Genomic DNA, 13,495 nt, shown 5'->3' with positions numbered 1-13,495 from the left:
TTTTTGCACCCGCGGCTGAACGCGTGTGCAATCCTGCCACTGCTTTCGATTGACAACACCACTGAATTTTTCAGTCAGGAATCTGTATATGGATGATTTGACCCTGCGTTATTACGAAGCAGAGATGCGCTACCTGCGCGAGGCCGGACGTGAATTTGCTCACGCCCACCCTGACCGCGCCGCCATGCTTAATCTGGACAAGTCCGGCGCACGTGACCCTTACGTAGAACGCCTGTTCGAAGGCTTTGCGTTTCTGATGGGCCGTTTGCGGGAAAAGCTGGATGATGACTTGCCGGAGCTGACTGAAGGGCTGGTCAGCCTGCTTTGGCCGCACTATATGCGCACCATTCCTTCGCTGGCGATCGTTGAGCTCAAGCCCGATTACCAGCAACTTAAACAGGCCGAGTCCATTCCTCAGGGCTTCTCCGTGCTGTCCCAACCTGTCGGCCCGAAGCACACCTGTTGCCAGTATCAGGTCACCCGGGACATGCCGTTGCAGCCACTCAATTTGTCACACGCGAAGCTGCATACCGAAACGGACGGGCGCTCAACGATACGCCTGCGTTTTGACTGCGGCCCGCTGGCGGACTGGCGCAAAGTTGATTTAAGCCGCGTGTCTGTGTATCTCGACGCAGATGGTCCGGTGAGCAGTGCGCTGCATCTGGCTCTCACGCGCAACGTGCAGGCCATGTACGTTCGCCAGCCAGAGTTGGGGCAAGACAGACGCGCCATCGATGGCTGGTTCAAACCGATGGGCTTTGAAGAAAATGAGCAGCTATGGCCAAAAGGCACCTCGGCCTTCAGCGGTTATCAGCTGCTGCTGGAATACTTTACCTTCCGGCCTAAATTCATGTTTGTTGAGCTCAACGGCCTGCAAAATGTTCACCTCGCACCGGGCACGACCTGGTTTGAACTCGATATCGTCCTGAGCGAATTGTGGCCGTACGACCTGCCGTTTGATACCGACACGTTCCGGCTGCACTGTGTACCGGTGATTAACCTGTTTTCACTGGAAGCCGATCCGCTTCAGATTGATCCGCTGGCTAACGAATACCTGCTGCGGCCGCTGCGTCTGCAGGACGGGCATGTGGAAATCTACAGCGTCGATCAGGTCCATGGTTCGGTAAAAAACGGCAGGCATGACTACGTGCCGTTTACCAGTTTTCGCCATCGTGGCGGCATGATGCGGCACGACGCGCCGGAGCGCTATTTCCACTCAAGGGTGAAACGGGGGCCGTCCGGCCTGCATGACACCTGGCTGATCCTTGGCGGTAAATCATTTGAGGCCGAGCAACTGGGGGATGTACGCGAGGCTCTGTCGCTGCGTATCACCGGCACCAACGGCCAGCTCCCGCGTAAAGCACTGGAAAGCACCCTACTTAACCGTGTGGTTAAAGCCGGGAAAGTGCCGGTGCAGGTGCGTAACCTGACCACCCCGACGATGCCGGTTTATCCCCCTGCCAACGACCGTTTCCACTGGCGGGTGATGAGCCATCTGGGTTCCAGTTTCCTCAGCATGATGGATGACCCGGAAGTGCTGCGTGGCACGCTGGCGTTGTATGACTGGACGGATGACGAAATGAATTGTCGCCGTCTGGAAGCCATCGTCGCGGTAAAACACCGCCTTATCCAACGTTTTGAAAAGGGGTTCATGCTGCGTGGCGTCGATATCGAAATCACCCTGAATACCGACAACTTTGCCGGTGAAGGTGACGTGAATTTATTCGGTGAGATGCTGCACCGCTTCTTTGGCTTGTACGCCGATATCCACCTTTTTAATCAGCTGACGCTGGTGTTACAACCGACAGGAAAACGCCTGAGATGGAACGAGAATCACAGTCAACACGTACCGGGCTGATCGACGCCCTGAGTTCGCAGGCACCCTATCTGAATTTCTACCGGTTTTGCCAGCTACTGGAACAAGCTGACAAAAACGCGCCGTTGTTAGGGACAACCAGCCATCCGGGCACTGATCCGGTGCGCTTTCGCCCCCATCCCGGCATGGGATTTCCGGTCAGCGAAATTAAATCTATTGATGCCGATAAAGACCATCCTGATGCTCCGCCCACCGTTCGTACGACCTTTATGGGGCTGTACGGCGTTGACTCACCGCTACCCACAGGCTATCTCGACGATATTGCCCAGCGGCGCGAGGGGCACGAAGGGGTTGAGCATTTTCTGGATATCTTCAACCACCGGCTGATGACCCAGTTTTACCGTATCTGGCGTAAATATGCCTACCCGGCAACATTTCAGGCAGGCGGGACGGATGAAACGTCTCAGTGTCTGCTTGGGCTGATTGGGCTGGGCATACCCGGAACTGAGAAACATATTGCCACGCCGGTCTCCCGCTTTTTGGCCCTGTTGAGCACCATGCGTTTGCCGACTCGCACGGCAGAAGGGATCCGTGCCCTGGTGAATCTGCTCGCACCTCAGACACAGGCGCATATTCAGGGCCATGACCCGGTGTCGGTAGAGATCCGCACACGCAGCGGACTTTCCGGTGAAAACAAGATCGCTCTGGCTCAGCGCAGCGTGTTGGGACGCAAAGGTAAAGATGGCAACAGCCGCGTGCTGGTCACCCTGTTTACCGACAATGCGCAGGAGGCGGAAGGCTGGTTGCCCGGCGGCCATCTGCACACCGACCTGCTCGTCCTGATGCGGGTATACCTGGGATACCGGTGCAACGCGCGGTTGCAACTCACCGTCCCAACCCGTCTGCTGCCTGAACCCCGGCTTGGCGGGACTCGCCGCATACAACTCGGGCGTACCGGTGTGCTGGGGCTGCAGGAAAGCAAACGCAGTTCACTGCCCCAGAGTATGACGGTCAGCCTTGGCCTCTATGAAGGTATCCGGGATGAACCTCTTTCCCCGGCGACATCGGGCGAATACCGTTTTCGTTAAATCTTGCCATCCCTGCCCCGCACGGATGCGCTGTTTTATGCAAAGTAAGAGAAGGATGCCCTGATGGCACAAAGAAACTCCACGCACGCCCGTTGGCTGCGCAGCGGCGTATGGCTGCTTGTCACCCTGCTCAGCGGTTGTGGTCTGACCCAGACCGTGGTCGACGGAACTAAAGGCGTGACTAAGGCCATTTTTTATAAACAAATTAAGATATTACATCTCGATTTCACTCCACGCTCCGCCGTGAATACCGACGTGGGTGATCAGTCATCTCTCGCCACGATGGTACGGGTTTACCAGCTCAAAGATCGCAAAGCCTTTGACGGCGCGGATTATGAAAAACTGCTGCTTCAGGCTGACACCGTCTTAAAACCCGATGCGCTGGCATCAAAGGAAGTTTTAGTCATGCCAGGTGGCGATGTATCGCTCGATATGCCGATGGAGGCCGATGCACAGTTTGTTGCTGTGGTGGCGCTCTTCCGCCACCCCGACAGACTGCATGACACCTGGCGGGTAGTCCTGAAACGTGACGAACTCGATCCGGATAAGCCCCGCACGCTGGAGCTGAATAACGACAAGATGGTTTTGTTGCCCGTCAAAGATTAAAGGGAGGTTTCTGTGGTTGATATTCTGAGTTCTCTCCTCCCGGCCTCCGGGAGTTTGTCCCGTTATTCCCTCAATATCTGGAAAAGCCCCTTTGAACTCGACGTTCTCAACTTTCGCGGCGAAGAGCAGCTCAGCGAGCCCTATTCTTATGTGATAGAGGCGACCAGCCCGGAGCCGGATATCGACCCCGCGCAGGTCTTACGCAAATTTGCCTGCTTCAGCATGCAGACATCCGCACAACCGGGCCGCACCGTTTACGGCGTGGTGCGTGATTTTCAGCGCCTTTCCACCTCTGCTGACGAGACGCATTACCGCTTTGAGCTGGTGCCCCGCCTGAGACTGCTGGAAAACACCACGCGCACCGCCATTTATCAGAACCAGTCGGTACCCGAAGTGGTCGAACAACTCCTGCGCGCCCACGATCTCGAAGGGCAGGATTTTGAATTTCGCCTCCGTCAGGCCTACCCGGAGCGCGAACTCATCACCCAGTGGGGGGAAAATGACCTGCAGTTTATCCGGCGTATTCTGGCCGAAGTGGGTATCTGGTGGCGTTTTGAAACCGATACCCGCCTCGAATCCGAAACCGTCGTGTTCGGCGACGGGCCGGAGCAGTATCAGTTTGGCGTCACGCTGCCTTATTGTGAGCCTTCCGGCATGAGCGACGGTCAGGCGGAAAGTGTCTGGGGCATGAAAGTCCACTGGCAGGCCGTAACCGGGCGTATCAGCAAACGTGATTACAACTACCGCGACGCCACCGCCCCGCTCGATACCGCCGCGCAGGTCAGAAGCCTGGCACCGGTGACCGGTGAGGGATATCACTACGCGCAGTCGTACCGCGAGGTCGGGGACGATACCGACGCCGCCGCCGAAACCGGCGCGTTTTACGCCCGCATCCGCCACGAGCGCCTGCTCAACAAACAGAGCCGCATCTTTGCCCGCACCACCGGCCTCGCCCTGGCGCCGGGGCAGGTGCTCGAGCCGCAGAACTACCCGTTCAGCGACCTGAAGGACGGCATTCTCATCACCCGGATTGTCACCAAAGGCGCCCGCAGCGAACACTTTCGCCTTAACCTGTGGGGCATGGCCTACAGCGAAAATGTCTGTTTCCGCTCCGTCCCGCCTGAGCGTCCGGTTATCCGCGGCACCGTACCGGCGCGGGTGGAAAGCACGGAGAAAAAGGACACTTACGCCTGGCTCGACAATCAGGGGCGGTATCGCGTCAGGCTTGACGCTGACCGTGATGCATCGGGCAACGGCTATGCGTACCTGCTGCTGCGCCTCGCCCGGCCTTACGCCGGTGACGGCTACGGCTGGCACAGCCCGCTGCTGGACGGCACCGAAGTCGCCATCGCCTTTGAGGCCGGAAACCCGGACCGCCCTTACATCGCCGGCGCCCTGCACGACTCGGACCACACCGACCACGTGACCGAACGCAACCACACCCGCAACGTCCTGCGGACGCCTTCGAATAACAAGCTGCGGATGGAAGACCGGCGCGGCGAAGAGCACGTCAAACTCGCCACCGAATACGGCAAAACCCAGCTTAACGCCGGGCATCTGGTGGATGCGCAGAATAAACAACGCGGCCAGGGCGTCGAGCTGCGCACCGACGAACACGGCGCGGTGCGCGGCGGTAAAGGCATTTTCATCAGCGCCGACGCCCAGCCCAAAGCGCAGGGTCAGGTCATGGACAACAGCGCCGCGCTGCGTGAAATCGAATGCCTGCAACAGCAGGTCAAAGCGCTGAGCCAGGCGGCCGCCGAAGTCAGTGCGCTGGAGGCCGATATCGCGGCGCAAATCGCGATGTTCAGCGGGCGCCTGAAGCCGATTAATCAGGTGGTGCTCGCCAGCGCCCCGGAAGGCATGGCGCTGACCAGCGGTGAGCATCTCCAGCTGGCGGCCACCAAAAACCTGATACTGAACGCCGGTCAGAATGCCGATTTTGGGGTGATTAAAAACCTGACCCTCAACACCGGGCAGGAAATGGGGATGTTCGCGCTGAAGGGTGAAATGAGCCTGAAGGCCAGTCAGGGCAAGGTTGAAGTGCAGGCGCAAAACAACACCATGGCGCTGGCGGCGGGCAGGAAAGTGAGCATCACGGCGGTGGACGGCGACATTCTGTTTGCGGCGAAAAAGCGCATCACGCTGATTGGCGGCGGCAGTTACCTCATCCTGCAGGACGGCAAAATCGAGTACGGCACCGAACATGATTACTTCTGCCGCACCGGGCATTCGGTGCTGACCGTGCCGGAGGCAAAGCCGCTGAAAATGCCGAATATGCCTTTTGTGGAAGGCTATAGTGAATATTTTATTCTTCAGGATCAGAAAACCGGCGAACCATTAGCAGGACTCCCATATACCCTCAGTATTGATGGTCGGGAGTTTGAAGGGGTTACAGACAAAAATGGATATACCCAATATGCCCACACCCCCGAAAGCAAAAACATCGAAGTGAATCCACACCCGGAACTGTTTAACCGAATGATATTAAATGCAAGTTACTGGGATGACGCCACCCCGCTAAAGCTGGATTTCGATAAACCCACTGAAGAATAAGGGACCTATAAAATGGGTAAAAAGAAAGGGACAACCAATGAGACAGGGGCAGGAAAAACAACAACGAAGCCTGATGCATCAGGTTCCGTTTTACCCGTAACGAACCCGCTAGACCTGTGGTACCTCTGCCAGAAAATCAACTATGCATTGCTAAACCCCATTACTCGAGATGCTGATGGAGCCAGGTTGCTTCAGCGCACGGTGACATGGATGATACGAAAGGAGAATAGTTGGTTTGATTATCATCATCCTTATATAGGTGAATGCGGTTACGATATGACCTCCAGTCCGCCACAACCCATAATGAGCAAGAAAGAACCAAACCGACCGTCTTACTTTCCGCTTGCACAATATGAAGCCATCAAAACAAGATTTACATATCTGACCTATGGCATGAGCGCTGCCGATATTCGCGTTAGTGTGCTCAAGGCATTATTAAATTTAAATGAGCTTGAATCAATTCTTTCGCCAGACATGAGAGAAACGCCGGGAGCGCTAAAAGAAACCGCTGACGGGTTTGAGGCTATGTTTAAAATACAAAAAGGATTATTCAGGATCCCCGATGTAGTAAAAATAAAGAATATAATGCTGAGCGGCAAAATAGAGTTTCAGCAAGAAAATATCGATGATGTCATTGAGATAAAATTCAACGAAACTAAAGATACATTGTCCGGAGAACAGCGAGACGCATATATAGATATTGCCGGAAGTCGTTCAAAATTTCACTTACTCGAAAGTAACGTTTGCCAGATTGACGACCGCAGGAAAAGGGAATGGCTGCAGGACGCGAAAAAAGAACCCATGTATGTCCCTGTCGCGTTGGGTGAGCAAAAACGACGCAATGAAAATAAGACACGCTCAGAAGCAGGCGAATACCAACACCTTATTGGTGCAATCGATGAGGAATTAAATGAGGTAAGAAGGCGCTTCACGCCACCTAAGCCAATAGATAATGCTGGACCACGCCTGGAAGCACCAATGTCACCAGCCGAAATACAACGGCTTGAACGCTCGCGAGCACAAATCGAAATGTCTCTCGCCGCCCCTTTTGTGGCCGTCGCAGCTGCAGCGATGGCTTCAGTAGCGGCCACAGCTGCAGCCGGAACGACCTCAGTAGAAGTCACCCTATCTAGTGCATCCAATGTCATTAAGTTTACTAACATTACTCAAAAAGCGACTAAAATTGCAGTTGCCACATCCGGGACGGTAGCAGTAACAAAACTGGCGGCCAAAGAACAGGAGCGGCTAAACCCGCAGCAGCGCTACACAAAAGATTTTTTACTGAACCCAACAAAAACCAGCCAATCTTATATTTTCTGGGACGACTAAATTAGAAGGAATTGAACCATGAGTTTTTTTGAAGAATTTGATGAAGCGAGTTGGGAGTTTACATACGGGCATGAAACAAATGACCAGTATAATGTCTTGCAAGTAGGATTGGTGGCGTTTTTTCACCTTGATAAAGCGTGGGAGCATGAAAAAAGGCTAGCAATCGCTGATGCCTTCGAGTTGTATATAAATGAATTCGGTAAAAAACTGGTCTGTGGTTATATTGGTGATGTGAATAGTCAAAAAAAATTTTTTATTGCCGATAGGCTCTCGAGAAAGGAACGCATTTTATCGCTTGAGGATGGTGCGCTCGAGGCATGCTGGAGATCGAGCGAGGACATGGACTATGTAAGCGATTATCAAGTTGAGGTTTATTCTCCGGCTGGTTGGTATGAACACGTCCATCATCGTGTCACATATTTTAGGATATACTTACCTGTTACAGAAATTAAAGGCGAAGGAAAAGCTAAATTTGAAAAATTAATAGTTGATTTTTGCCGAATATTAAAACCAATGCATGGATTAGCAGGGTTGGGAATCCAACAAATTTACGAGCATGAAAAATTTCAGCATCATGAGTATGAAATAGCTAAGATGTTCAATGGTATCGATATGACAAATCCCTATACGGATAAGGAGTACCGGGCAGGTATAAAGTCAATTAATTGGTACACAATTATATGTAATGAATTGGCAGACAAAGTTGGCGGTACTAACTTCAGTAACTTGTTAAAAGAAAAACAATTTAAAATTATTGATTACAAACGCGGATTAATTATTCGTGCGGGGGAAACCCCTGAGTTAGGATGGGATAAAAAAGTTCCATATCCGCCACTGTATGTAAAAATAAATAATATATTGAAACCCATCAGAGCACCAAAGCTTGACTCTTTTGGCTTCGGTTCTAACGCTGGAGAAATTCGCTTTGATGAGAGATCAACTGCTAACTGGCTTAAACGTTTTGATATTGAACTACCTGAAATTCAACCAGCCCCTGTTCAAGAACTAAATACGGATCCTAAACGCATCACCGCCTTCAGCGGTGAAATCAGCCCGCACACCGGCAGGTGGGGAACCTTTATCGACGGCAGCCTGCGCTATGTTCACCTGAAACAGGGCCAGAAACTGCCGGACTATGAAGATAAAGAAGGCAAGCTGCACCGTACACTTTGGTCATTGCTCGAGCGGGATGACAAGGGCAGCGTTTTTATAAACTCATAGTGCGCAAGGCATTTTCACCTTCTATATCAACCCCGTGCCGGCGTGTGTTGAAAGTACGGAGAAAAAGGACACCTACGGCTGGCACAGCCCGCTGCCCGACGGCACCGAAGTCGCCATCGCCTTTGAGGCCGGAAACCCGGACCGGCCATACATCGCCGGTGCCCTGCACGACTCCGACCACACCGACCACGTGACCGAACGCAACCACACCCGCAACGTCCTGCGTACGCCGTCGAATAACAAGCTGCGGATGGAGGACCAGCGCGGCGAAGAGCACGTCAAGCTCGCCACCGAATACGGCAAAACCCAGCTTAACGCCGGGCATCTGGTGGATGCGCAGAATAAGCCGCGCGGCCAGGGCGTCGAGCTGCGCACCGACGAACACGGCGCAGTGCGCGGCGGTAAAGGCATTTTCATCAGCGCCGACGCCCAGCCCAAAGCGCAGGGTCAGGTCATGGACAACAGCGCCGCGCTGCGTGAAATCGAATGCCTGCAACAGCAGGTAAAAGCGCTGAGCCAGGCCGCCGCCGAAGTCAGTGCGCTGGAGGCCGATATCGCGGCGCAAATCGCGATGTTCAGCGAGCGCCTGAAGCCGATTAATCAGGTGGTGCTCGCCAGCGCCCCGGAAGGTATGGCGCTGACCAGCGGTGAGCATCTCCAGCTGGCGGCCACCAAAAACCTGATACTGAACGCCGGTCAGAATGCCGACCTCGGCGTGATTAAAAACCTGACCCTCAACACCGGGCAGGAAATGGGGATGTTCGCGCTGAAGGGTGAAATGAGCCTGAAGGCCAGTCAGGGCAAAGTTGAAGTGCAGGCGCAAAACAACACCATGGCGCTGGCGGCGGGCAGGAAAGTGAGCATCACGGCGGTGGACGGTGACATCCTGTTTGCGGCGAAAAAACGCATCACGCTGGTTGGCGGCGGTAGTTATCTCATTCTGCAGGACGGCAAAATCGAGTACGGCACCGAACATGATTACTTCTGCCGCACCGGGCATTCGGTGCTGACGGTGGCAAACCCCCTGAATACTGAAATGCCCTGGGTCGCATCTCCTGTAGAGCTCAACGCCATGAAAATGCTCGCGACAGCCGTCCCCTCAACGGAGGTGCTGGTCCAATATCTGTACCATGACAATGCCCCCTTCGTCGGAGCACTGTTCACGGCGACACTCTCTGATGGCTCAACGCGAACCGGCACATTGGACGGCAGTGGTTATCTTCATCTGACCGATATTCCTGCCGGTGGGATGCAGGTAGAGTTTGGGCCTGATACCCGCGAGTATCAGCGAAAAGACAAGACGGATAATCAGCAGTTTATCGGTCCATCCCTGAGTAGTTCTGATATTGATGCCCTGATAACCAAACACAGCGGAGGTGGGAAATGAGTTCGTCAGGGTATGCCTGGTTTAAGGAAACCAGTCTGGAAACGGGGCAATGGATTTGGGGCACGCTTCAGGGCTCCTTTAACGAGAAGCAAGCCATCAGCCAGATCCTCGTGGACGCGGCAATTGGTATGATCCCGCTGGTGGGTGATGTGACAGCGGTGCGGGATTTGATCGCCGTTTCCATCGGCCTGATAAAAGATCCCAAAAAGCGCGAAAGCACCATGGAGTGGGTATTTCTGGTCGTCCTGCTTTTTGCGCTGATCCCGGTGATCGGTGGCCTTATAAAAGGCGCCGGACGGCTGGCATTACAGGTGGGTAAAGGAGCTGAAAAAAACCGAGAAATACTTGAGCAAACTATCAAGTTCCTGAACCGTTTTGGTGAGGGTAATGCCGTTAAATGGCTGGCTAAGTTGGATGTGACCCAATATCAGCCTCAGATTATTGAAAAAATGTCTGACTTTTGCCAGACCCTTATCACAGCGATTAACCAGATCCTAAGTGCCCGCATCGGGCGCATGCTCCCGGATAAATGGAAGAATGACCTGATTGCCGTGCGTGATGGATTTGTGGAGCTGAAGTCGCTGGCAGCAAGAATGATCCCGCAAGCGCTCAAAGAGCTGGATGCAAAACTGCGGGTGCTTCAGGGGATGGTGTATCAGGGGGAAATCCATACCGTCGCCACCGCATCAGGCCGCGCTGTCGTCAAACGGGAAGCAGAGGCGTATTTGCTGGAGCGTGATATTCGCGTCGCGGCAAAACAGGGAACGCGTTTTCCGAGTAATCATGCAGAACAGAGATTAGAAGCAACCCTGAGAAGGAAATATTCAAAACAGGGGTATCCGAATATGCTTGCCTACACCAAACAGAGCCCGGCATTTGGCGATAAATTAGTCTTTCCTGACATTGCTTCATTTAGCGGAAAAGTCACTGCAAAAAGTGCCGATGATATGGCCGGAAAAACAATTTTTCGCGCCTTCGGTAACAAGACTGAGTTAGCTATTGATCCTCGCGGTTCTAATGCCGCAGGGGGATTTTGGGGTTACCAAGATATTCCGGGAAATGCAAAAGAATGGCGAGACCTCTCAGCCGTACTGGATGAATGGAATGGCAACGGTTTTCTGGTCGTGCTGCATTTACCCGAAGATCTGGCAGCAAGGATGCCCGGAACCAATGCCTGGCATGGAACCATTGCCGAGCAGTTTGGAAATAAGATAGATACTCAGTATCTGGAGGGTGGTGGTGAGCAAGTGATAATTAAACTTGAAGGTGATTTTTTTAAAGAACTGAACCGCATCGGTGATGAAGTAAAAGCGTCAGGGCAGACTGCGAAGGTTGAATTGAATGGCGTAAAGGCTGAATTTTACCCGACTGGGTGGAAGGATGTTGAAGGCGTTCACGGCTACAGCAAACCTGATGGTATCGAACCTCCTTACGCCACCACTACCCGTACGCTGCATGATGACGAACTTCGCAGCAAAAAAGTGGACAGGGCCATCATTAACGCTGTGCGCATAGAAAACCAGACAGCAATGGAGACCGGGCAATGATCCTTGAAAAAACAAAATATCCGATGACCGACGATTTAGTACGCCGTAAATTGTTCTGGTTATTACAGCGGTTAAGCAGCTACACATTGTGGAAGCGCAAACGTGATGCATGGGCGTATTTTGCTCAGGAATATGAACATGCGCTGAAAACCTGGCCGGAAGAAATAACGAATGGATTCGATCCCGAGGCGATCATTTGGGCCTATGATGCCCTGCGTTTGTATGAGGAAGGATTACCGGAATTAGCAATGGGTAACCGACAGGTGTGGCAACGTCAGACGGGACCTTTCCAGCAGCTTTTTCGACCAGTCAGTCTGATAGAGATTTATTTTTATTATCCTTGCCATGATGAACGTGGCGGACAACGAGAACCTTATCCACCAGAGATTGAAAAAATTAATAAGTTACGTATCGCAGCTGGAGTCTGGGGGGATAATCTACTTTATCCACCTTCTGATAATGTTTGTAATTTTTTTGATGCTGATTACTTACTGAACCCAACGCATTATAATTATAATCTAACTATATTTCCTTATCCGATATTCCCCAAAAACCTCCCTCCCGTCCCTGAGCGAAGCGACATTATTATTAAGACGGGTGAACCTGTGCCTTGTGACGGTATCTGGGAACCGGTGAAAATTGAATACAACCATAAACTGCTGGTCATTAAGACGGATATTCGCGGGTTTAAAAACCAGGGGGCATTTAATTACTTTATTCGTGGTATGAATGCCCCGCTTCAGACCTATCTTGATGACCTGCTGGAGGCCGGCTTTGGCTACAGAGACGTGCACTGGCGGCTGGTCTGGGAAGATACCCGCTATTGCGACGGCATTATCCCCGATGAATCTGAGTATTTCCTTGATGATGAGCCGGGCAAGCGTATCACCTGCCAGAGCGGAGAACGCTGTCCCCATACAGGGCGCTGGGGAACACTGGCAGGCGGGCAACAACAGTTTGTTCAGGTACCGGTCGGCGCATTGATGCCACAAGCTGCTCAGTATCAGCGAGAACACTGGAAATCAGAGATTTTGGTCCCGGCGATCTGGAGTCTCCTGAGTCGTGATGACGGTGGTAGTGAGTTTATTTCGTCTAAAGATGGTGATGCATGACAGACGATTTAGTCCGGCGCAAATTGTTCTGGTTATTACAGCGGTTAAGCAGTTACACCTTGTGGAAACGCAAGCGTGATGCGTGGGCTTATTTTGCTCAGGAATATGAACATGCGCTGAAAACCTGGCCGGAAGATATAACCGAAGGTTTCTACCCTCGAGCTATAATCAAGATTTATGAAGCCCTTCGATACTACGATGAAGGGTTACCTGAACTCGCTGCCGGGAATCGTCAGGTCTGGCAACGTATAACAGGCGAGTTCCATCAACTTGCACAGCCTATAGATTTGGTTGATTCTTATTTTTATTTACCCTGCCATGAACGTGGAGTACAAAGGGAGAAATATCCTCCTGAAATAGAGAAGCTCAATAAATTACGGATTGCAGCGGAGTACTGGGGAGATAATTTACTTTACCCACCGCAAAATAAAGTCTGTAATTTTTTTGATGCAGAGTATTTACTTAAACCTGAAAATTATTCTTATATTTTTAAAACATTACCTTACCCTGTTTTCCCCAAAGACCTCCCCCCCGTCCATGAGCGAAGCGACATTATTATTAAGACGGGTGAACCTGTGCCTTGTGACGGCATCTGGGAGCCGGTGAAAATTGAATACAACCATAAACTGCTGGTCATTAAGACGGATATTCGCGGGTTTAAAAACCAGGGGGCATTTAATTACTTTATTCGTGGTATGAATGCCCCGCTTCAGACCTATCTTGATGACCTGCTGGAGGCCGGCTTTGGCTACAGAGACGTGCACTGGCGGCTGGTCTGGGAAGATACCCGCTATTGCGACGGCATTATCCCCGATGAATCTGAGTATTTCCTC

9 protein-coding genes and 1 pseudogene are annotated in these 13,495 nt (G+C 52.4%); all 10 read left to right on the top strand.

Features of this window, described 5'->3' with window-relative positions:
- Positions 1 to 88: 88 nt before the first annotated feature.
- Complete coding sequence (gene tssF, locus CWS43_RS21110) at positions 89 to 1,858, top strand: type VI secretion system baseplate subunit TssF (protein WP_101079087.1); 1,770 nt, start codon at positions 89 to 91, stop codon at positions 1,856 to 1,858.
- Positions 1,822 to 2,904: a type VI secretion system baseplate subunit TssG gene (gene tssG, locus CWS43_RS21105; RefSeq protein ID WP_101079085.1), complete on the top strand. Its 1,083-nt coding sequence runs from the start codon at positions 1,822 to 1,824 to the stop codon at positions 2,902 to 2,904. The genes tssF and tssG overlap by 37 nt, the downstream gene beginning before the upstream one ends.
- A 63-nt stretch (positions 2,905 to 2,967) precedes the next feature.
- Positions 2,968 to 3,510 carry a type VI secretion system lipoprotein TssJ gene (gene tssJ / locus CWS43_RS21100; protein ID WP_101079083.1) on the top strand — a complete coding sequence of 181 codons (543 nt, stop codon included), beginning with the start codon at positions 2,968 to 2,970 and terminating at the stop codon, positions 3,508 to 3,510.
- A 12-nt stretch (positions 3,511 to 3,522) separates the two neighbouring features.
- Positions 3,523 to 6,066, top strand: a complete 2,544-nt coding sequence (locus CWS43_RS21095; RefSeq protein ID WP_101079081.1) for a type VI secretion system Vgr family protein — start codon at positions 3,523 to 3,525, stop codon at positions 6,064 to 6,066.
- A 12-nt stretch (positions 6,067 to 6,078) separates the two neighbouring features.
- Entirely contained in the window at positions 6,079 to 7,395 is a 1,317-nt protein-coding gene (locus tag CWS43_RS21090) for a hypothetical protein (RefSeq protein WP_101079079.1), read from the top strand.
- 18 nt (positions 7,396 to 7,413) lie between these two features.
- Positions 7,414 to 8,616, top strand: a complete 1,203-nt coding sequence (locus CWS43_RS21085) for a type VI immunity family protein (protein WP_101079077.1) — start codon at positions 7,414 to 7,416, stop codon at positions 8,614 to 8,616.
- A gap of 67 nt (positions 8,617 to 8,683) precedes the next feature.
- Positions 8,684 to 9,650 (top strand): annotated as a pseudogene (locus CWS43_RS21080) (DUF2345 domain-containing protein); the annotation flags it as partial.
- Positions 9,651 to 10,131: 481 nt separating this feature from the next.
- Positions 10,132 to 11,550 (top strand): hypothetical protein, encoded by a 1,419-nt coding sequence (locus CWS43_RS21075; RefSeq protein ID WP_232777130.1) that lies wholly within the window; start codon positions 10,132 to 10,134, stop codon positions 11,548 to 11,550.
- The gene (locus CWS43_RS21070; RefSeq protein WP_101079074.1) at positions 11,547 to 12,662 is read left to right on the top strand and encodes an Imm72 family immunity protein; all 1,116 of its coding nucleotides are present in this window, start codon (positions 11,547 to 11,549) and stop codon (positions 12,660 to 12,662) included. Before CWS43_RS21075 ends, CWS43_RS21070 begins: the two co-directional genes overlap by 4 nt.
- Positions 12,659 to 13,495, top strand: an 837-nt coding sequence (locus tag CWS43_RS21065) for an Imm72 family immunity protein (RefSeq protein ID WP_101079072.1), incomplete at its 3' end; no start/stop codon positions are given. The genes CWS43_RS21070 and CWS43_RS21065, both read left to right, overlap by 4 nt.

Source organism: Rahnella sp. AA (assembly GCF_002834385.1).
In the GTDB taxonomy this organism is placed as follows: domain Bacteria; phylum Pseudomonadota; class Gammaproteobacteria; order Enterobacterales; family Enterobacteriaceae; genus Rahnella.
This window is presented reverse-complemented; position numbering and strand designations above follow the sequence as displayed.